We start from the raw sequence: 20,360 nt of genomic DNA, 5'->3' as shown, positions 1-20,360 counted from the left end.
GATTATGACAAGGAGGTTGCTTATGATTAAACGGGGCGTTTCGATAATATTGCTCTCCATAATGCTAATGACATCTGGGTGTGGTATTATTGATCAAGTAGGTCAAACGGTAAATTTTGCAACAGAAACGACGGATTACTTACAAACGTTAACGGATTTCGGACAAGATATGAATACACTTGCAGAGCAAGCAGTGACGGATTTGGACAAAAGAACGGATTTAAAGGAGAAGCTTCTTGCTTTGAAGGAACAGGTTGTCCATTATGAAGGACTGCAGGTACCTGATTACGCAAAAGATATCCATCAATCGATTGCCGATTACAACGCGACACTGCAGCAGGGTATCGATCAAGCTCTAACGAATATTGAGCAGGGTAGAGCTGCTTTTGAATCGACGGGTATTCCAGATACGATCAACAAAATTAACGAGCTGTTAAAACAAATCAATCAGCTCGCACCGTAATGAACGATGAGAAAGGAAGAACAGAAGTGATTAACATCAATGTATTACAGGCCACTATGACGTATTCGAAAGAAGACGGTTACGTAGGCAATGTTCAATTCGGGGTAGAAGGGCATAAGAATGAGTATGAAATTGCACTGCACAGCAAGCGAGGCAAAGAGTGGGGTTATGGCTTGTTTTTCCTTCATGAATCAGGCAAGGAAGAAGAACTGCTGGCACTTGAGGATTTGTTAGAGGAAGATGACGAGCTGTTTGATTTCTTCATCGATACAGCCAAGGAAAAGCTAGTTAAGGAAGAAAAACAGGAATAAAAAATGATTAGAAAAGCTCATGCTAGCACACCGACAGGTGCACTTGCATGAGCTTTATTTGTTAATGACCGCCAGATGTAGTTAAGCCCAAATGACGTATAATTAATTTGCTTTCCTCATTGAGCCCCGTAAATGAAACTTTCTTGTTCAGTTGCTCATATTTGCTTTTAACCTTCGCTATGGCGGTCACAGCAGTTTGATCCCATACATGCGAGCCGCTAAAGTTAATAGTCACATGTGTTGGATCGTCTTTATAATTAAAAAGAGTCACAAAACGACTGGTTGTCCCAAAAAACAACTGTCCGCTTACATGATACGTAAGATTCTTCGAGCGTTCACCTGCGATGGAAACACGGATTTTCGCCATTTTACCAACGAATACAAATGCACTTAGCACAACTCCAGCAAATACGCCTTTGGACAAGTCATGTGTGATAAGAACAATAACTACTGTAACAATCATGATTAGCGCATCGGTACGTGGAACTTTATGAATATGAAATACTGATTTCCAATCAAACGTGCTAATAGACACCATAATCATGACGCCGACTAAAGCAGCCATCGGAATTTTATTGACGACATCACTTAATACCATAATAAGAAAGAGCAGGAACGAGCCAGCTACGAAGGTGGAAAGCCTAGTTCGGCCGCCTGATTTCACATTGATAACCGATTGACCAATTAATGCACAGCCTGCCATTCCGCCAAAGAAGCCTGTCACCATGTTTGCAAGGCCTTGACCGCGTACCTCTTTGTTTTTGTTGCTTGTGGTATCTGTCATTTCATCAAGGACCGAAGCTGTTAAAAGCGACTCCAAAATTCCTACGATGGAAAGTGAGAAGGAATACGGCAATATGATCCACAACGTATGAAGCGAAAATAACGTATCCGGAATATGGAACAGCGGCAATGTACTTTCGATTAAACCTCTGTCGCCAACGGTTTTGAGATCCGCGCCAATGGCAACGGCTATAATGGAAACGATAATAATTGCCGCCAGCGGTGAAGGTATAACCTTTGTGAATTTAGGCAGTGTATAGATAATGACTAATGTTAATGCAACGAGAGCATACATAATCCAAGTAGCACCCACAAAATGAACAAGCTGGGTAGTGAAGATGAGGATGCCTAATGCATTGACAAAGCCGAGCATGACGGATTGCGGAATGAATTGAATAAGCTGCCCTAGCTTGAGCACGCCCATAATATACTGCAATACACCCGCCAAAATTGTAGCAGCGAACAAATACTCGATGCCATGATCTTTAACTAGAGAGACCATCAGTAACGCCATCGCTCCTGTCGCAGCGGAAATCATTCCGGGCCTGCCGCCAACAATGGAAATAATGACAGCGATGCAGAAGGAGGCGTACAATCCAACCATTGGCCCAACACCTACCATTAAAGAAAAAGAGATAGACTCCGGTATGAGCGCTAACGCCACTGTAATGCCCGCCAAAATATCACCACGTACATTTGAAAACCATGATTTTTTTAGTTGTTCAAGCAAAGCAAATAAACCTCCCAAATTGCAGTCATTTGTCTAATTTTACTGACACCAAGAACATAACAAGGACATTGATTGACTTTCCTCTCGCAGAAAAGTCGGGGCCGTTGCACACTGTTCGTTATTATACAACAAATAAAGTGAAAACAACGGGACTCAATGTCTTGAGAAAGCGATTACATCCAGTGAATTCGCCAGTTATCTTGCAATATCTAATTTTCAGGCATTAAGCTAGGAATAGAAAAGAACCACCGCGGCTTGCGATGGTTCTTAAATCACTAACGGCTACATTGGCCGTTCGATATGATCCTTTTGTTGTTTGCTTTTATAATATTTATAAATGATAAAACCAACAACGATGACAATGATGGCATAAATGACCCATATTAAGTATTTGTAAATATGATCAGAGAGGTCTTGTACTTGATCTCCTACGAACGTACCGATAATAAAGTAGATGAGTGTCCATACAAATGCGGATGGGTAAGCGAAGATTGCGAATCTTTTGTAAGGCATGCGATTCATCCCCATAACATAAGGCGTGACATGTCTTAAAAAAGGAAGGCAAAGGCTAAGGCTGATGGCGTAGCCGCCGTACTTTTCACTTAACTGTTCGGATTTAGCGACAAATTTACTTATGTTTTTCTTCTGGCTGAACCAGTTGGACAACTTGCTTCCTGCAAATCTACCGATGCTGTATCCAAAGGTCATCGCGGAGCAAATACCAAGACATGTCATAATAAAAGCGGGTATTGGCGATAACACACCAGATTCCGCTAAGGCTCCGCCAGTCATCACGACTGCTTCATTAGGTATAGGCAATCCGATTAAGCCGAGACATAAAACGAGGAATAAAGCGAAATAACCAAAATCATCTATTATGTTCAATAATAAATCATACACTCGGCAACATCCTAACCTACCAAAAAATAGAATTTTTATTATTCCACTTCAAACATGTTAACATATCCGAATCCGAAAGGATACCATACATACGATTGGTGAGAGGAAAGGATTCAAATTTAACCATTTCGTAACTAATTGCTTTTCAGGAACAGTTACAATAGGGAATAGGTTTTATGTGTATGAAGGGGCGACTATTCTCATGCTGGATTTCCAAAAAAAGGTGGATGCGTTACGGCGATATGAATCGCTATGTTTTACGGTATGCGTCACAATCTTAATAGAAGAACATGCTTCATATAAAACAGCTGAACAGGCTTTATGTCAGCTTTTTGGCGATCATGAATTTTGGCGTACAGCTGAAGTTGATCGATCACAATATATATTGCGGGTTTGTACTAAATTATGCATGCAAAAGAAGGAGATTCGTTTATCGCGAACGTCTTGATTGAAATAAATACGTTGATATTTCATGCTTCCAGCGACCATAATAGAAAGGTCGTGTGAATACTTTTTTTATTTATCATGTTATTCACAGAAAGGATGAACAATGAACGCTAATCAGACTCGGAAAAAAGTAACCATTGCATTATTCGTCGCCACATTTCTTGCTGCCATCGAGGGGACGATCGTTAGTACAGCCATGCCTAGCATTACGGGAGAACTTCAAGGAATCCAGCAGTACAGCTGGATTATTTCGATCTATTTGCTCGCAACTGTTATTACTACGCCTGTTTACGGCAAACTATCTGATCTTTACGGTCGAAAGAAAATTTTTATTATCGGGGCATTGATTTTTCTTGCCGGCTCCATGCTATCTGGCGTAGCGCAATCAATGAATCAGCTTATTATGTTTCGTGCTTTGCAAGGACTCGGAGCAGGTGCGCTCACGACGATACCTTATACGATCATTGGTGATTTATATCCCTATGAACAACGAGCGAAGGTACAGGGCTGGATGTCAAGCATATGGGGGATAGCGGGTATTTCAGGCCCATTGTTTGGCGGTCTGTTGGTCGATTACATATCCTGGCGGGCCATCTTCTATATGAATTTGCCGTTTGGAATCGTTGCTATTTATTTACTCTCCACTTCACTGCGGGAGACATTGGAGAAGAAAAAGAGACATATCGATTATCCTGGCATCATTACCTTTACGATCGCTATGTTCAGCTTCTTGTATGCGATGACGCTAATTCGCGATGCCGATGGTGGCAACGGCGGAAAACTAACGATTAGCGTATTATTCGGTATAGCAGTACTATTTTTCGTCATTTTTGCTCGTATCGAAAAACGTTCTCCAGAACCGATCATTCCATTCCAGCTATTTCGGAATCCGATTATTAGCATGGCGAATCTTAGCAGTTTCTTATTGTGTGTGATCAATGTCGTCATAATATTTTATTTGCCTTTATGGATACAAGGCGTATACGGCAAACCGGCTACCTATTCTGGACTTGCCATGATTCCACTATCCGTAGCATGGCCGCTGGGCTCAATATTAGCAGGAAACTGGATAGCCAAAAAAGGATTGCGCTTCATTAGTGTCGCGGGCTCTTGCTTCTTGTTCGTCAGCAGCATTGGTTTCGCTTTTATGACAGCTTCTACATCCATTGTATTATTTATCATTTATACGTTTTTGGCAGGGCTTTCGTTTGGCCTTTCTCTTACATCCATAACGGTAGCTGTATCTTCAGCTGTCGGCTGGGAGCTTCGTGGATCTGCTGTGGCCAGCAACAATTTCATTCGTACACTCGGCCAGACAATTGGGATTACTGTGTTTGGTTTGCTGCTTCATACCGGTCAAGCTGATCGAATTGAAGCAACGGTTCTTGCAGGAAGCTTGCATACGATATTCATATGGGTAGCAGTATTATCTGTTTTTGTTGTATTTGTATCCATTGGCATGCCTAAGATTAAGCAGCCTGAACAGCAGCAAAGAAATGCTTCTTAGAAAGGTCGATTAAACAGATGAATCCGATAGATTTGGAAGCAAGTAACAACCTGTTAACCGAATGGAAAATGAAATCTGTTATCGTGCTTCAAGGACAAAAGCTGCTTGGCGAATGGTATGAGAGCGGACAGGATTCAATCGGTCCGCTCTATTCTTGTACAAAAAGCATCTTATCCGCGTTGATTGGAATCGCGATTGATAAACATTTCCTTAAGAGTGTGGACGAGCCTATTACGAATTATTTGGGCCATCCGCGGGAAATAAGCGAAGCGCTTAGCCAAATCTCAATCAAGCATTTGCTTACCATGACGCCTGGGTTTGATTGGCCTGACTTTGACAAGCCATATAAAGCCTTGAAAGCAGCGAAAGATCCCATACAATTTGTATTCAATCAGCCGCTGATTTCTGAGCCTGGAACAGCTTTTGCTTATAACTCGGGTGGATCCCATCTGTTGTCTGCGATATTGACTTCAGCGACTGGGATGCCTGCTCTTTCGTTTGCCAAAGATTATTTGTTTGGTCCGCTTGGCTTTCGCAGTGCGAGATGGATGGAACGGGCAGGTATTAATGAAGGCGGAACCGGACTTCAACTGTATGGCAGAGATCTTGCGAAGATAGGCAGTTTATTTGTAGGCAGTGGACAGTTTGACAACGAGCAGCTGCTGTCAGCTTCATGGATAGCAGAATCGACGCAGCTCCATCATCGCGGATTGATGCAGTATGAACCGCCGATCTATGGCGGCTATGGCTATCACTGGTGGTACTCGCCGGAGAGTCACAACGGCCAATGCGATTGTTATTTTGCTTTTGGCCATGGCGGTCAATATTTGCTCATCGCGCCAGAGCATGAGCTTGTGATCGTCGTTCGAAAACAAATAACGAAACGAAATGAGGCAATATGGTCAAGACGCCTTATATTTGAACATATTATTCCGTCTTGTTTAGGAACAAATAAACAATAAACGGTATGTGAATAAATCAAAAGCCGCTCCAAACGCGATTTTTTCGTGCTTGGAGCGGTTTTTGTTCTTTTTGCTGAATTGAATTTTTTAGATGGAACAATAATGTCACATTAATGTTAAGTAGTTCCACGAATTCGTAGTAAAGCATATAAATATTTAAAGAAACGTATTGCCTAACGATCAAATCTGCATTATTATGTTAGATAACCTTACACAAAGAAAGTAAATGCCTGCATTGTCTTTCCGTTTGTAGGATGACGGTGATGCTGCAATTTATAAAGGCAGAATATTTGGTAAATTTAACATACTAGCACTTGAGGCATGAGGGGGAATTTTTGAATGACAACTATACTTATTCGGAACGCAGTAGTTATGACTATGAACCACGACAATCAGATTTTCACAGGTGATGTCTTAATAGAGGGAAGCCGAATTGCCCAAATGGGCGAACGGTTGGACACACAGAATGTTGATCGTGTTATTGAAGCAGGCGGAAAAGTGCTGCTGCCCGGGTTTGTACAAACGCATATCCATTTATGCCAAACGCTGTTTCGAGGGAGGGCTGATGATTTATCGCTCATTGAATGGTTGAAGGAAAAAATCTGGCCACTTGAGGCTGCTCATAGTGAGGATTCTGTTTACTACTCAGCCATGCTCGGGATTGGCGAACTGATTCGCAGCGGTACAACGACTATTCTGGATATGGAGACGGTTCATTATACAGAATCGGCTTTCCAAGCCATTAAAGAAAGCGGCATTCGAGCACTCTCTGGAAAAGTGATGATGGATCATGGTACGGAGGTGCCGCTTGCTCTGCAGGAAAATACTCAAAAATCGCTGCAGGACAGTGTGGATCTTCTCGAAAAATGGCATGGTGCTGAAAATGGGAGAATTCAATATGCCTTTTGCCCGCGTTTTGTTGTTTCATGTACCGAGGAATTGCTTATTGGGGTTCGTGACTTGTCTGCCAAGTATGGTGTAATGGTGCACACGCATGCATCGGAAAACCAAGGCGAAATTGCAATGGTTGAGGCGGAACGCGGAATGAGAAATGTCGTCTATCTCGATCATATTGGGCTTGCGAAGCCGAATCTCATTTTGGCACATAGCGTTTGGTTAGATGAGGAGGAAAAAAGAATTATACGGGAGAGGGGAGTCAAGATTACTCATTGTCCGGGCTCTAATATGAAGCTTGCGTCAGGCGTTGCAGAAATTCCGCATCTTCTTGAGCAAGGGATTGATATTGGCATTGGTGCGGATGGCGCGCCTTGCAACAATAATTTGGATATGTTTCAGGAGATGCGCTTAACCGCTTATATGCAAAAGGTGAAGCATGGTCCTACGATTATGAATGCAAAAACGGTGCTGCGGATGGCGACGATGGGCGGAGCGAAGGTGCTTGGCTTAGAAAATGAGATTGGCAGTATTGAGATTGGTAAACTCGCAGATTTGCAGCTGCTTGATTTGGAGGATTTCCATGTGTATCCATCATTTGATGCGGATTGGTATTCAAGAGTTGTTTATGCGGCGACAAGAGGCGATGTTGATACCGTTCTTATTGATGGGCAAGTGGTCATGAAAAACAAGATCGTGAGAACGGTTGATAAAAAAGTTGTCTTAAAGGAAGCGGATCGCTCGCTCAAAAAATTGATCGCTCGATTGTAGCTGATAGGTTGAAGGCTAAGCTAATGATTACGCTGCGAGGGTTAAATGCACTAATGCTAATGGAGGGATAGCGGATGGATATGCATGATGTATTGGAATCGTTGAAGGCAAGCGACGAGCCGAGTGTGCTCGCTACCATTGTATGTGTTGAGGGTCATTCCTATCGTAAGACCGGAGCGTCGATGTTGTTCAGCTTCAGCGGTGATCAGATTGGATCGGTTAGTCCTGGCTGCTTGGAGCAAGATTTGTTGGAAAGGGCGGCGGGGGTATGGGATTCCGGTCAATTCATTTGTGTCGATTATAATATGAAGCCTGAAGAGGATGCTATATGGGGTGGGAGTGTGGGCTGCGGCGGCGAGATTCGCATGTTGCTGGAGCCTGTGGAAGGACGATTTCGGGCGATTTTGCTTGAAGCGAAAGCAAAAAATGATGCCGGTATTTCCGTTAAGCTAATGCGAAGCTGGGATGAGAAAGAAATCAGCTACGCGCTTATTGATAACCTTGGCGATCACTCACTGGTGGACTATGAAGATGAACTGAACAACAATTCCAATCAAATGACGCTCGTAATTACGCCTAGACCTCGTTTGGTGTTATTCGGGCTAGGAAAAGACGCTGAAGCTATCTATTCGTTAGCGATACAAATTGGCTTTCGTGTTATAGCAGCTGATTGGCGGCTGGCGTTATGTACGAAGGAAAGGTTTCCACACGCCGAATGTGTGATTGGATCTCCCGTACAAATAATGGAGCAGGTGCAACTCCGTCCAGATGATTATTTAATCGTATGCAGCCATAATTTGTCTCAGGATAAGGACATGATTAGGCTTGCATTGCCTCTAAAGCTTGTTTACATCGGCGTTCTTGGTTCAAAGAAGCGGATACGGATGCTGTTTGAGACCTTTCTCATTCCATCCAATGTACACGCTCCGATAGGTCTCTCGATTCATGCAGATGGACCGTATGAAATAGCTGTCAGCGTTGCGGCTGAATTAATTGCCATACGTGCAGCAAGGAAAGGGAGCCTGAGCCAGGAGGGGAGCAAACATGCGAATATCAGCCCTTTATTTAGCAGCAGGACAGAGCATGCGTATGGGAGTTCGAAAGCAATCGCTCGAGCTGTCGAAGAACAAGCCGCTGGCACGGATGGGGCTGCTGGCTCTGTTGTCCAGCGATCTTCATGAGATCAAGGTTGTTGTTAATCCCGAAGATTCAAATGATTGGATCGGGGCAGAGGACAGTGCTGTGAGTGCTGCTCATCATTTTCAGTCTAGCGGCGTCACTATGATTGAATGTGTTGATGCGCAGAAGGGAATGTCCTATTCGATCCGCTGCGGCCTTGAAGCGCTTCTGAGAGAGGGAGCTGCGCTTGATGCAGTTGTGGTTGTACTCGCTGATCAACCCTTTATTACTTCCGGAATGATTAATAGGCTTATCCGCTGCTGGAGTGAGCGTCCGGAGCTGGACTTTGTCGCAACCGCTGTGCATGAAGCGAATGAAGGGGAAATTGTTCTAATGCCTCCGGCGATATTATCCCGCTCCATGTTCGATTCTTTATTCCAATTAAAGGGCGATGCTGGAGCTCGTAAGCTGTTCAGATCAACTGATTTTCAAGGCTATGGGCTGCTGGCGTTAGATCGTGAGACATTATTTGACGTAGATACGCCAGCTGATTTTGCTTTAGCTAAAAAACGATATTTGGGTTTGTCAAAAGAGTGTTAGAAGTAAATATGTGAGTATATATAACATTAAATTCATTAGAATTGTGCGAATTGCACAAAAAGAGATGAATAAACCCGATTAAAAAATATATGTTATATATATTGACACGTAGTTAACGTGGACATATATTGAAATTACGTTATTAATCTCAACTGTAACGAGCGAAAGTGACAGCAGCTGATCATGGCAGGCATCACAGAACATTTCGCAGCAAGAGGCGGTAAATACAGAAGCAATAAGGCACCTTGTCCTCTTTTTTTAAAAAAATAGAGAGTCGGGGAGGAACAGTATGAAATCGTCTAAAAAAGCATTTTTCTCAAGTTTAGCACTTTTTTTAACGCTCGTATTGATCATTAGTGGCTGTTCAAGCAACAAAACAAACAAGGTTGATGAAGGTGCAGGGAAAGCGACGGAAGCGCCAAAGAGTGATGCAGCAACGGATGAACCTGCTAAGCTGCCACGGGTTGCATTCGTATATATCGGCCCCCCTGGTGATGGCGGTTGGACGTTCGAGCATGACAAGGGAAGATTGTACATGGAGGAAAAGCTTGGCATAAAAGCAGATACGGTTGAGAACGTACCTGAGAGTGCAGATGCGGAACGAATCATTACAGAGCTGGCGCAAAACCATGATGTCATCTTCACGACTAGCTTCGGTTATATGGATTACACCTTAAATGTAGCGAAGAAATTTCCGAACGTGAAGTTCCTTCATACCGCAGGCTACAAAACCAATGACAATATGGGCACATTTTTCGGTAAAAATTTTGATGCGAGTTACTTAAGTGGCATTGCAGCCGGCAAAATGACGAAAAAAAATGTAATCGGATATGTTGGCGCATTCCCGATTCCAGAGGTCATTTATAACATAAACGCCTTCACGCTTGGCGTACAAAGCGTAAATCCAGATGCTAAAGTAAGCGTTGTGTGGACGAATACTTGGTTTGATCCAACAACGGAGCGTCAAGCAGCAGTAAGTCTCCTTGATAAAGGCGCAGATGTGCTGCTCGCATATCAAGATTCGCCGGCAACACTGCAAGCAGCAGCAGAACGTGGTGCAATGGCTGGTGGTAATGACTCTGATATGACAAGGTTTGCGCCTGAAGCGTATTTGACGAACCCGATATGGAACTGGGGACCTTATTATACAAAAACGGTTCAATCGATTATCGACGGTACTTGGAAAAGCGAGCAATATTCTGGATCATTATCTGACGGAATGGTCGATATAGCGCCACTTGGTCCTAGTGTGCCAGAGGATGTTAAAACGTTAGTAAGTGATGCGAAAGCAAAGCTGATAAGCGGAGAGCTTAATGTATTTACAGGACCGATTACGGATGCTTCCGGTGCAGTGAAGGTTGAAGCTGGAAAGACGCTGACGCTTGAAGACATTTTGGTTATGGATTGGTTCGTAAAAGGCGTCGACGGCACGATCCCGAAATAAACATCTTTGCAAATATAGAGAAGTCAACAAATCCCTGAATTAAGGGATTTGTTGATTTATTCAACGCATTTCAAGTTTGCTTCACAAACGTTGAAGGAAGTGATGTTATGCATAAGAAGTATTCGGTGGAGATGCGCCAAATCGTGAAGCATTTTGGTACGGTCGTTGCAAATGATGGAGTTGATTTCCGTGCAAAGCCCGGACAAATTCATGCGCTCTTAGGTGAGAACGGTGCGGGCAAAAGCACGATGATGTGTATGCTCTCGGGGGTATACAGGCCGACCAGCGGAGAAATCTTCTTAAATGGGGAGCTCACGAGAATTCGTTCCCCTAAGGATGCGATGAAGCTTGGCATAGGCATGGTCTTTCAAAACTTTCGACTTGTTCAAAACTTGACTGCGGCTGAAAATATCGTGCTGGGCGAGAAGTCATCGTTTTGGAGAGGCGCTAAATGGTTGAACGCAAAACAGCAAGAAATTGAAGCGATTGCTGCACAATTTGGATTGTCATTTCCGGTCAATCGTCCAATCTGGCAGCTATCCGTTGGCGAGCAGCAAAGAGTCGAAATCGTTAAGACGCTTTATCGCGGCGCGAACCTTATTATTTTGGATGAGCCAACCTCAGTGCTTACGCCTGGTGAAGCGGAGCAGCTGTTCGCAACGCTGCAGCATATGAAGGCTGAAGGCAAAACGGTCATACTGACAACGCACAAACTGAAGGAGGTTATGGCTGCTTCCGACCATATATCCGTTATGCGCAAAGGAAAGCTTATTCATTCGATGGAGAAATCCGCGACGAATGAACACGATCTTGCGAAGCTTATGGTCGGCAAAGATATCCGCGAAAGCCGTCCATTCCTTCCTAGGCCGCAAGGGAAACGATTGCTTGACCTGCAGCAGGTTGACGTATACGCAGATCATGGAAAAAAGGTGCTTGATCATATTAAGCTGCATGTTAATGAAGGAGAAATCGTCGGAGTGGCTGGCGTAGCTGGTAATGGTCAGAAGGAACTCGCCGAAGTGCTTAGCGGTCTTCGAGCGTGGAAGCGTGGAATGATCCATTTTAACGGTAAAGAATTGCAAAATGGTTCAGTAAGGGGAGCTATTGAGTCGGGTATCGCTCATGTTCCGGAGAACCGAATGAAGAGCGGCTTAGCCGGAAGCCTTGGCATCGTTGATAATTTGCTGTTCAAATCGTATCGAACCAAGGAGCGTTCCCGATTCGGATTTCTGCGAATTGGTGTGAATCGAAAGTGGTCGCAAGATTTGGTCGAGCAATTTGATGTTAAAACGCCTGGACTCGATACGCCGGTTCAGCATTTGTCAGGCGGCAATCAGCAAAAACTGTTATTTGCACGAGAGGTACATCAGCAGCCACTGCTTATGGTAGCTGTCCATCCAACGCAAGGACTCGACGTTGGCGCAACAGAAGGCGTTCATCGACTGTTGACTGAAATGCGCGATGATGGCAAAAGTGTGTTGCTCATTTCAGAGGATTTAGATGAGGTTATGCAGCTTTCTGATCGTATTCTCGTCATTTACAACGGACAGATCATTGGTGAAATGGCGCGTGCTGAAGCGGATCGAGAGAAAATCGGCATGTATATGGCGGGGCTCCTGAGTGCAGAGGAGGAAGCGGGGTGAGCAAACAAAAAACAAGTTTACTCAAAGACGGAACGCTTGCTGTTGAAGCTGTTCGGGAGCCAAACCGCTGGAGCTTGCAATCATATCGCATTGAAATTGACAGCACCAAAAAAGGCGGCTCGTGGTGGATACCACTCGTGTCGGTGCTGCTTGCTTTAGTCGTATGCGGCATATTCATTGCAGCAAATGGGATAAACCCGCTTCCTGTCTACAAAAAAATGTTCACAGGCGCTTTCGGCACCTCTTACGGTTTGACAGAAACGCTTGTCAAAACGATTCCGCTGCTGCTATGCGGGCTTGGCGTAGCGATAGCTTACCGAATATCCGTGTGGAATATCGGTGCAGAAGGACAGTTTGCTGCAGGGGCAATGGCCGCTACTGCGGTGACGATTTATTTTCCGAATATGCCAAGTATTCTCGTTATTCCCGTTATGATCGTATTCAGTATCATTGCCGGCGGTATTTGGGGGTTGTTAACCGCTATTCCTCGGACTTTTTTTCAAGTGAATGAATTGGTCACTTCGCTAATGCTCAATTACGTTGCGCTGCTTGCTATGGATTATTTTGTGTTTGGACCTTGGAAAGATCCGAAGGGCATGAATTTCCCAGGAACGCCGATGTTTACAGAAGCACAGTCGCTGCCAGTTCTAGGTGATACAAGGCTGCATCTCGGTTTATTGTTTGGCATAATCGCTATTGTGCTGTATGGCTTCTTCATTAAATATACACGCTGGGGCTACGAGCTTAGGCTAATTGGTGCTAATCCCGAAGCTGCTAAAAATGCGGGCATTAAACTCAGCAGACATATTTTGCTCGTCATGCTTATAAGCGGTGGACTGGCTGGACTTGCTGGAATGGCCGAGGTCTCAGGAGTAACGCATCGCCTTATGTATGGCATTTCGCCTGGTTATGGCTATACCGCAATTATCGTGGCATGGCTTGCTAAATTACATCCCATTGGTCTTGTCGTCTCCGCGTTTTTGTTTGGAGGGCTTATTGTAGGGGGGTACAGCGTGCAAACGATTGGACTTCCTTCCTCGATATCCGAAATGCTGCAGGGCGCTATCTTGTTTTTTCTCATTGCAGGGGGCACAATCAGTAAATTTCGCCTACGAAAAATCCGCTGAAAAGGAGAGTCTGAGCCATGGAAATTGTATATCAAATGCTGCTTGCCGCCATTTCCTCCGGTACTCCGTTACTATTTGCGACACTAGGCGGCATCTTGATTGAGAGATCGGGCATTATTCAGCTAGGTGCCGAGGGGCTCATGCTGATGGGCGCTGTTACGGCCTGTCTGACCTTTCTGCAAACGGGCAGTTTAACGATCACGCTGCTCGCCGTATGCGGAATTAGTATTTTGTTAGGCGGCATTCATGCCTTTCTTAGTGTATCCCTTCGGGCAAATCAAATTGTATGCGGCCTTGCAATGACCTTGTTTGGAGCGGGGTTAAGCGCTTATCTAGGCAAATCGGTTAGTGGACTTCCTGTACCAAGAGCAGTGCCAAAGCTGGATATGGCGTGGCTAGAAGGTGTTCCGTTTATTGGCCGTATCTTTGCTCATCTTGATCTGTTGACATGGTTTAGCTTCCTGCTCGTCATTGTACTGCATCTCTTTATTCATCGTACCTCATGGGGATTGCATCTGCGGGCGATGGGGGATAATCCGGCAACGGCGGATGTCATGGGTATTCAAGTTCAGGCCTTTCGATATGGCTATATTATCGCAGGCTCTGTATTGATCGGCTTGGCGGGAGCAGATTTGCTCCTTGTTTATTCGCCAACATGGACCGAGGGGATGACGACGGGACGTGGCTGGATCGCAGTAGCTTTAGTTATTTTTGCGAGATGGAATCCAATAAGGGCTCTCTTATGTGCTTATTTCTTCGGTGCGTTAGACATGTTAGGCTTCCGCATCCAATTAATCGGCAGTGAAATACCATCCTATTTTCTTAAAATGATTCCTTATGTCGTTACGATACTTATTCTTATGTTTCTTGGCTGGCGCAATCGTAATAAACCATCAGGCTCACCCGAAGCACTGGGTGTTCCTTACATTCGGGAGCAACGATTCTAACGATAATTGGGGGGAGAACAATGAACATGAAGGCTCAGGAGATCATGTCGTCTCCTCTTGTATGGCATCCTCAGTCAGCCGCGGAGGCATGGCTGCTTAAACAAAGCTATGGGCTTGAAGGAATATATATTTCAGGTGGAACCTTACTTCGAACACAGTGGGAATCAGGGGTTTCCGCTATCCCGAAACATTTGATCGATTTAAGTGCTATTCGTGGATTAAATGAGGTTAAAATCGGCGAATCTGGCGTCATTATTGGCGGCCAAGTGACTTTGCAGGCTTGTCGGACGAATGCATTCCTGCAGCGTAATTTCCCGCTAGTCACCGATGCAGTACGCACAATAGCAGCGCCGTCCATACGGCATTTAGCAACGATTGGCGGCAATGTATCCTCCTTCATTGGTGACGCTATTCCCGCGCTCCTTGCCTATGACGCTGAAGTGATTTGGTTTAACGGTGAACTAGAGCAGCGAGTTTCTTTATCCAGTTATCTGCTTCAAGCCAACGATCCGAACCAAGGACATGAGAGATTGCTCCTCAGCATCGTCCTACCGTTCACGCAATTAAGGGAAGAGAGCTCAGCGTGTATGGATGAAGAGGAAAATGCCATTTCGACAATCAAGCGTTTTGGCGCTTACCATAAAGTAGGACGTCGTGAAGCATTTACTCCTTCTATTGTAACAGCAGCAATATTGGGTGCAATTTCGCCTGCTGGCGTGCTCACGGAACTTGTGATCGCGCTTGGAGGAGGACAAACGGTTCCGCAAAGACTAGAACGATTAGAAGAAGAAATCATAGGAGCGGCCGTGGAACATCAGCTTCTTCAGCAAGCCTATGATCGTATTTTGCAAGAGTACGAACCAAGGGAAGATTTGTTCGCAACCGCGTCGTATCGGAAGATTACAGCAGCTAACGTAATTACAGCGGAGCTTTGGAAGGCAACCAGAGATTAAGGAGTGACAGGAAGGAGTGAGCGTATGCTCTTAAACCGCACAAGCAGTGGAGGAAGATGGCGAATTCGTCCTGATGGTCCAGGTAAAGTAACTGGCAGTCTTGCTTATTTAACCGATATGACAAGGGAGCATATGCTTTTTGGCCTTGTACTACGAAGTGAATATCCTCATGCGCGTATTCTGTCCATTCATACCGATAAAGCCAAGCAATTGTCAGGCGTTCACGCCGTTCTTACCTATGAAGATGTCCCCGGATTAAATGCTTTTGGTATTGCACACCCTGACCAGCCCGTTTTATGTGAGGAGCGGGTGAGATATGTGGGAGATGCAATAGCGACAGTAGCTGCTGAATCCCTTGCCATTGCACAAAGAGCTATTGAACTTATTGAAGTTGAATATGAAGTTTTGCAAGTTGTGGATGATCCTGAGCAAGCGCTGCTGAGTGATGCACCTTTGCTTCATCCAAAAGGAAATGCGATGCACCGGGCATCCTTTTATAGAGGGAATGCAGCGGCTGGATTCGAGCAATGTGCTTATATCGTAGAGGAAACCTATTACACGCCGCGCCAAATGCACACGTATATGGAAACGGAAGGCGGCATGTTCGTGCCGGAGGCGAATCATCGATTAACGGTGTATTCACCAACGCAGCATGGCTTTATGGATCGTATGCAATTATCACGTATTTTAGCTATACCACAAGAGGATATTCGAATCGTATCCAGCCCCATTGGAGGCTCATTTGGCGGCAAGGACGAGTTGAATGTACAGCCTTACGGGGCATTACTCGCCACCTACACAGGAAAACCTGTCAAGATGCATAATTCCAGGCAGGAATCGGTTCGTGCAGGCTTAAAGCGGCATCCGATGAAAATTACGATGAAAACAGGTGCTGACGCAGCGGGGAAATTAATCGCCCACCAAGTCAGGCTCATTTCTGATACTGGTCCCTATTCAACACTTGGAGCGGAGGTGCTCAATTTTGCAGTAGAGCATGTTGTTGGCCCTTATAAATACGAGCATTTGGACGTTGAGGGCGTATCCGTATTTACGAACAATGGCATGTCTGGTGAATTCCGAGGTTTTGGCGGCAATCAAGCTATCTTCGCGCTTGAGGGACAATTGGATCGACTATCTGAGCAGCTTGGCATTGAGCCTTGGGCTTTTCGTAAATTAAATATGCGCCAAATGGATGATCTAGGACCATTTGATCAACCGATCGCGACGTCTGAAGGTGCTGAGCGAGTATGGAGCGCTATAGTAAAAAGCGATTTAATGCAGGAGAAGTTACAAAACAAGTCACTAAGCAAAAATGGTGCAGAACCTTGGGTGAAAACGGGAATCGGAGCAGCTTTTACGATGCATGGCGCAGGACTTGGGGTTGGTATTCCTGACCCTGCAGGCGGTCGCTTAGAGCTTGCGAAAGACGGGAAGATTGAAGCCGTATTCGGTTATGAGGAGTTTGGGCAAGGTCTCATTGCATCGCTGGAGCAGATGCTCATCGAGCAGTTCAAGTTAGGAGCAGATGATTTGAGGATCATTATCGGCGATACCGATGTCGTGCCAAACAGCGGTTCAACTACGGCTTCACGTGCAACAGCAATGATGTGGAAATCACTTCAAAAGTTAAAGCAGCCATTTACAGAGCAGTTGCTAAAACGAGCTGAAGCAGCGTTAAGACAGCCTGCTCAGGAGCTGCAATTGGGTGAAGGCGGCATAAGAGAGACGTCGAGCAACGCACTGCTGCTTACCTACCAAGAGCTTGCCGAAACTTGCGATTCCCCAATTCGCTGTGAAACTTCGTTTTCATTTCCAACCTCACCTACAGAACGTGTAGGCGCACATTTTATGTATACCTATTCGGCCGTAGTTGTAAAGGTTGAGATTAATACCCTGACAGGGCGAGTCAAGGTGCTGCGGCAGTATCATGCGGTAGCAGCAGGACCTGTCATAAATCCGCAAGGCTTCCTCGGTCAAATCGAAGGAGGCAGCAGTATGGCTCTTGGTTTTACACTTATGGAAGATGCGATTATGGAAAAAGGACAATATATTACGCGAAATTTGGATACGTATCTTGTTCCGACGATCATCGACCAAAAAGGGTTAGTAGAAGTGGAAGCCATTGAGCATTTGCCTGAGGGGGATGATTATGGGCCACGCGGTATTGGCGAGGTCGGTTCGGTTACTCTAGCACCAGCTATCGCAGCTGCTATAAGGCAAGCTTGCGGGAAATGGGTGACTAAACTGCCGGTAGATCCTGCTTTTTTGCAAGAAAAGCCATTTTTTCTTATGAAGGGGTGAACAGAGATGACCGATCATACTGCAAAAGTCCAATCACCGTTTGCACTCCAATGCTTCATTAATGAAAAGGAGTTTAGGATTGAAACGGCAGCTTCCACCAGATTGCTGAACATTTTGCGAGATGATTTGGAGCTTACTGGGACGAAGCGTTCATGTGATATCGGCAGATGCGGCGCATGTATGGTTCTGATTGATGGTCAGGCTGTCAATTCTTGTTTAACGATGGCTTATCAATGCACTGGCAAGCAGATTACGACGATAGAAGGTGTTTCTGCAGAGGGGATCGATCCGATCGGGCAAGCCTTTCTAGAGGAAGGCGGCTTTCAATGCGGCTATTGCACACCGGGAATGATTGTATCCGTTAAGGCGCTGCTCGACTCCCAGCCAGAGCCGTCAGATGATGAAATTGCAGAAGCTTTGTCTGGTAATTTGTGTCGCTGCACTGGATATGGCGGAATATGGAGAGCTGTGAAACGAGCCATAGAAAGGAGGCGTCAAGCGATATGAGGGATAGGCATAATCATATCTATTATTTGTTAGAAAGTATTGAAGTATCTAAGAAAGCGAGAGCATCCGGCAATACACCGTTTGGAGCTATTCTAGTCAATATGGAAGGCGAGATTGTCCTAGAGCAAGGCAATGTGGAAATCACACAATCCAACTGTACAGGTCACGCTGAACGAACGTTGATGGAGGCAGCTTCCAAACAATTTCATAAAGATGAGCTTTGGCATTATACCCTTTATACGACGGTAGAACCTTGTGCGATGTGTGCAGGTTCGATCTATTGGGGGAATGTTGGAACTGTCGTATTTGGCATTTCTGAGAAACGTTTGGCTGAGCTGACCGGGGATGATGAACAAAACTTAACGCTGGATTTACCTTGCCGTGTCGTATTCGCACAGGGACGCAAGCCTATTCAGGTCTTTGGTCCTTTCCCGGAGGTAGAGGATGCAGTGATTACGATTCACGAGGGGTACTGGAAATGAAAATAAATATGGATGAAATCAATGAATGCTCCCGCGAGCAGTTCATAACATGGCTTGGAACGATATTTGAGCATTCGCCTTGGGTGGCCGCTTCGGCAAGTGCAGCGCGTCCGTTTGCTTCGGTCGAAGCGCTTCATGACGCGATGATGAACGTTGTGCGGGAATCAAGGGTAGAGACGATTATTGATTTGTTCCGCGCCCATCCCGATCTTGGAACAAGGCTTGCGGTTGCCGAGTATTCCGCGATGGAGCAGCAAGGTGCTGGTTTGGATCAATTGACGGCAGATGAATACGAGCTCTTCCTCGGATTAAATCAAACGTATGTAAAATCTTTTGGGTTTCCCTTTATTTTCGCAGTAAGAGGAAAACAGAAAGAGGATATACTCGCAGCGATGGAAGCTAGATTATGGCATTCTGCTGCTGAAGAAATAGAGCAAGCATTGCGAGAAATTGAGAAAATATCCGGATTTCGATTAAGAGATCTCATCATGGAGTAGAGAAAGGAACGATCATTATGCTAAAATTACGCAGCGGACGAACATTATATTATGGCAAAGGCGATGTGCTGAGCTACCGGACATACGCAATACCGCTTTCTGTTAAATCGATACCTCAATCAACTTATACGGGTGATCCTAATATTATTTTTGCTCATAACATAACCTTCTCCGTGAGCAGCGAGGTGCTGCTTACCTCCTTTACGGAGGGTGACAATGCTCAGGTCGTAGCTACTGACTCGATGAAAAATTTTATATTACGGCAAACTGCTCATTATGAAGGAAGTACAACTGAGGGACTGCTAGCTTTCATAAGCGAGCGATTTATGGAGCGTTATTCGCATATCGATGCGATTGAGATTCGAGCGGATCGGCTGCCTTTTAACTCCGTCACGATTGCCGAAGGCAGCAGCTGGAACGATAGCCAGCTTGTGTTTCGTAGATCGCACAACGAGCATGCGAGCGCTTCGCAAAAATGGATTCGTACAGCCAATAGCTTGCAACTCGCTGAGCAAGAGAGTGCTTTGTCCCACATTCAGCTCATTAAGGTGAGGGGCAGCTCGTTTTATGGATTCGTTCGCGATGAATATACAACTTTGCCTGAAAGTTATGATCGTCCTTTATTTATTTTCCTTCATATCTTTTGGACTTATGAGCATGCAGAGGATGCATTGGACAGTCGGCACGGCAATTATGTTCCATCCGAGCAGATTCATGATTTAGCCCACACGTTGTTCCATGTTGCAAACTCACCTTCCATTCAGTATTTAATCTATCAAATTGGAAAAAGCATTCTTACAACCTTCCCACAGCTGTCTGAGGTTCGATTCGAGTCGAACAATCGGACATGGGAAACGGTAATGGAGCCTGAGCATTCCGCAGCAGCAGGCGTGTTTACTGAACCACGTCCGCCTTATGGTTTCCAAGGATTCACTCTTACAAGAGCTGACCTGATTGAGGGGGAGTGATCCG

Annotated in this window: 19 protein-coding genes; 17 read left to right on the top strand and 2 right to left on the bottom strand. The window is 45.1% G+C overall.

Annotation, left to right across the window (positions count from 1 at the left end; genetic code table 11):
- Positions 1-22: 22 nt before the first annotated feature.
- Both AB4Z45_RS02800 and AB4Z45_RS02795 read left to right on the top strand, forming a co-directional pair.
- Positions 23-463 (top strand): DUF6376 family protein, encoded by a 441-nt coding sequence (locus AB4Z45_RS02800; protein WP_441907787.1) that lies wholly within the window; start codon positions 23-25, stop codon positions 461-463.
- 26 nt (positions 464-489) lie between these two features.
- The gene (locus AB4Z45_RS02795; RefSeq protein ID WP_430054745.1) at positions 490-774 is read left to right on the top strand and encodes a hypothetical protein; all 285 of its coding nucleotides are present in this window, start codon (positions 490-492) and stop codon (positions 772-774) included.
- 61 nt (positions 775-835) lie between these two features.
- Here the strand turns inward: AB4Z45_RS02795 and AB4Z45_RS02790 are convergent, their stop codons facing one another.
- A complete protein-coding gene (locus AB4Z45_RS02790) occupies positions 836-2,287 on the bottom strand; it encodes a SulP family inorganic anion transporter (protein WP_441907786.1) in 1,452 nt (483 codons plus the stop codon).
- A 282-nt stretch (positions 2,288-2,569) separates the two neighbouring features.
- Positions 2,570-3,187, bottom strand: a complete 618-nt coding sequence (locus tag AB4Z45_RS02785) for a DedA family protein (protein WP_076269307.1) — start codon at positions 3,185-3,187, stop codon at positions 2,570-2,572.
- Positions 3,188-3,737: 550 nt separating this feature from the next.
- On the opposite strand from AB4Z45_RS02785, the gene AB4Z45_RS02780 reads away from it, so the two are divergent.
- The 15 genes from AB4Z45_RS02780 (at position 3,738) to pucL (ending at position 20,356) form a co-directional block, all read left to right on the top strand.
- On the top strand, positions 3,738-5,141 hold the full coding sequence (locus tag AB4Z45_RS02780) for an MDR family MFS transporter (RefSeq protein ID WP_441885825.1): 1,404 nt from the start codon (positions 3,738-3,740) through the stop codon (positions 5,139-5,141).
- Between the two features lie 17 nt (positions 5,142-5,158).
- On the top strand, positions 5,159-6,103 hold the full coding sequence (locus tag AB4Z45_RS02775) for a serine hydrolase domain-containing protein (protein ID WP_441907785.1): 945 nt from the start codon (positions 5,159-5,161) through the stop codon (positions 6,101-6,103).
- A gap of 339 nt (positions 6,104-6,442) precedes the next feature.
- Positions 6,443-7,768: a 5'-deoxyadenosine deaminase gene (locus tag AB4Z45_RS02770; RefSeq protein ID WP_441907784.1), complete on the top strand. Its 1,326-nt coding sequence runs from the start codon at positions 6,443-6,445 to the stop codon at positions 7,766-7,768.
- Between the two features lie 74 nt (positions 7,769-7,842).
- Positions 7,843-8,949 (top strand): XdhC family protein, encoded by a 1,107-nt coding sequence (locus AB4Z45_RS02765; protein ID WP_441907783.1) that lies wholly within the window; start codon positions 7,843-7,845, stop codon positions 8,947-8,949.
- Positions 8,852-9,487 carry a nucleotidyltransferase family protein gene (locus AB4Z45_RS02760; RefSeq protein ID WP_441907782.1) on the top strand — a complete coding sequence of 212 codons (636 nt, stop codon included), beginning with the start codon at positions 8,852-8,854 and terminating at the stop codon, positions 9,485-9,487. Before AB4Z45_RS02765 ends, AB4Z45_RS02760 begins: the two co-directional genes overlap by 98 nt.
- A 289-nt stretch (positions 9,488-9,776) precedes the next feature.
- Positions 9,777-10,931 (top strand): BMP family ABC transporter substrate-binding protein, encoded by a 1,155-nt coding sequence (locus AB4Z45_RS02755; protein WP_441907781.1) that lies wholly within the window; start codon positions 9,777-9,779, stop codon positions 10,929-10,931.
- Between the two features lie 107 nt (positions 10,932-11,038).
- Entirely contained in the window at positions 11,039-12,574 is a 1,536-nt protein-coding gene (locus AB4Z45_RS02750; RefSeq protein WP_441907780.1) for an ABC transporter ATP-binding protein, read from the top strand.
- A 74-nt stretch (positions 12,575-12,648) separates the two neighbouring features.
- Positions 12,649-13,701 (top strand): ABC transporter permease, encoded by a 1,053-nt coding sequence (locus AB4Z45_RS02745; protein WP_441907859.1) that lies wholly within the window; start codon positions 12,649-12,651, stop codon positions 13,699-13,701.
- 17 nt (positions 13,702-13,718) lie between these two features.
- Complete coding sequence (locus tag AB4Z45_RS02740) at positions 13,719-14,648, top strand: ABC transporter permease (protein WP_441907779.1); 930 nt, start codon at positions 13,719-13,721, stop codon at positions 14,646-14,648.
- Between the two features lie 20 nt (positions 14,649-14,668).
- The gene (locus tag AB4Z45_RS02735) at positions 14,669-15,601 is read left to right on the top strand and encodes an FAD binding domain-containing protein (protein WP_441907778.1); all 933 of its coding nucleotides are present in this window, start codon (positions 14,669-14,671) and stop codon (positions 15,599-15,601) included.
- A 24-nt stretch (positions 15,602-15,625) separates the two neighbouring features.
- Positions 15,626-17,902, top strand: a complete 2,277-nt coding sequence (pucD, locus tag AB4Z45_RS02730) for a xanthine dehydrogenase subunit D (RefSeq protein WP_441907777.1) — start codon at positions 15,626-15,628, stop codon at positions 17,900-17,902.
- A 6-nt stretch (positions 17,903-17,908) separates the two neighbouring features.
- Positions 17,909-18,409: a (2Fe-2S)-binding protein gene (locus AB4Z45_RS02725; RefSeq protein WP_441907776.1), complete on the top strand. Its 501-nt coding sequence runs from the start codon at positions 17,909-17,911 to the stop codon at positions 18,407-18,409.
- Positions 18,406-18,891 carry a nucleoside deaminase gene (locus AB4Z45_RS02720; RefSeq protein WP_441907775.1) on the top strand — a complete coding sequence of 162 codons (486 nt, stop codon included), beginning with the start codon at positions 18,406-18,408 and terminating at the stop codon, positions 18,889-18,891. Before AB4Z45_RS02725 ends, AB4Z45_RS02720 begins: the two co-directional genes overlap by 4 nt.
- Positions 18,888-19,388 (top strand): 2-oxo-4-hydroxy-4-carboxy-5-ureidoimidazoline decarboxylase, encoded by a 501-nt coding sequence (gene uraD, locus AB4Z45_RS02715; RefSeq protein WP_441907774.1) that lies wholly within the window; start codon positions 18,888-18,890, stop codon positions 19,386-19,388. The genes AB4Z45_RS02720 and uraD overlap by 4 nt, the downstream gene beginning before the upstream one ends.
- 17 nt (positions 19,389-19,405) lie before the next feature.
- The gene (pucL, locus tag AB4Z45_RS02710) at positions 19,406-20,356 is read left to right on the top strand and encodes a factor-independent urate hydroxylase (RefSeq protein WP_441907773.1); all 951 of its coding nucleotides are present in this window, start codon (positions 19,406-19,408) and stop codon (positions 20,354-20,356) included.
- Positions 20,357-20,360 lie beyond the last annotated feature (4 nt).

Origin of the sequence: Paenibacillus sp. MCAF9, from assembly GCF_052114265.1 — a bacterium.
GTDB lineage: Bacteria > Bacillota > Bacilli > Paenibacillales > Paenibacillaceae > Pristimantibacillus.
The sequence above is the reverse complement of the archived record's forward strand: the minus strand, read 5'-3'. Positions and strand labels throughout refer to the sequence as shown.

What these genes read in the sequence shown, in the direction of transcription:
- AB4Z45_RS02800 (WP_441907787.1), top strand. Translation starts at nt 23, where the DNA reads ATGATTAAACGGGGCGTTTCGATAATATTGCTCTCCATAATGCTAATG.
- AB4Z45_RS02780 (WP_441885825.1), top strand. Translation starts at nt 3,738, where the DNA reads ATGAACGCTAATCAGACTCGGAAAAAAGTAACCATTGCATTATTCGTC.
- AB4Z45_RS02775 (WP_441907785.1), top strand. Translation starts at nt 5,159, where the DNA reads ATGAATCCGATAGATTTGGAAGCAAGTAACAACCTGTTAACCGAATGG.
- AB4Z45_RS02770 (WP_441907784.1), top strand. Translation starts at nt 6,443, where the DNA reads ATGACAACTATACTTATTCGGAACGCAGTAGTTATGACTATGAACCAC.
- AB4Z45_RS02765 (WP_441907783.1), top strand. Translation starts at nt 7,843, where the DNA reads ATGGATATGCATGATGTATTGGAATCGTTGAAGGCAAGCGACGAGCCG.
- AB4Z45_RS02760 (WP_441907782.1), top strand. Translation starts at nt 8,852, where the DNA reads ATGCGTATGGGAGTTCGAAAGCAATCGCTCGAGCTGTCGAAGAACAAG.
- AB4Z45_RS02755 (WP_441907781.1), top strand. Translation starts at nt 9,777, where the DNA reads ATGAAATCGTCTAAAAAAGCATTTTTCTCAAGTTTAGCACTTTTTTTA.
- AB4Z45_RS02750 (WP_441907780.1), top strand. Translation starts at nt 11,039, where the DNA reads ATGCATAAGAAGTATTCGGTGGAGATGCGCCAAATCGTGAAGCATTTT.
- AB4Z45_RS02740 (WP_441907779.1), top strand. Translation starts at nt 13,719, where the DNA reads ATGGAAATTGTATATCAAATGCTGCTTGCCGCCATTTCCTCCGGTACT.
- AB4Z45_RS02735 (WP_441907778.1), top strand. Translation starts at nt 14,669, where the DNA reads ATGAACATGAAGGCTCAGGAGATCATGTCGTCTCCTCTTGTATGGCAT.
- pucD (WP_441907777.1), top strand. Translation starts at nt 15,626, where the DNA reads ATGCTCTTAAACCGCACAAGCAGTGGAGGAAGATGGCGAATTCGTCCT.
- AB4Z45_RS02725 (WP_441907776.1), top strand. Translation starts at nt 17,909, where the DNA reads ATGACCGATCATACTGCAAAAGTCCAATCACCGTTTGCACTCCAATGC.
- AB4Z45_RS02720 (WP_441907775.1), top strand. Translation starts at nt 18,406, where the DNA reads ATGAGGGATAGGCATAATCATATCTATTATTTGTTAGAAAGTATTGAA.
- uraD (WP_441907774.1), top strand. Translation starts at nt 18,888, where the DNA reads ATGAAAATAAATATGGATGAAATCAATGAATGCTCCCGCGAGCAGTTC.
- pucL (WP_441907773.1), top strand. Translation starts at nt 19,406, where the DNA reads ATGCTAAAATTACGCAGCGGACGAACATTATATTATGGCAAAGGCGAT.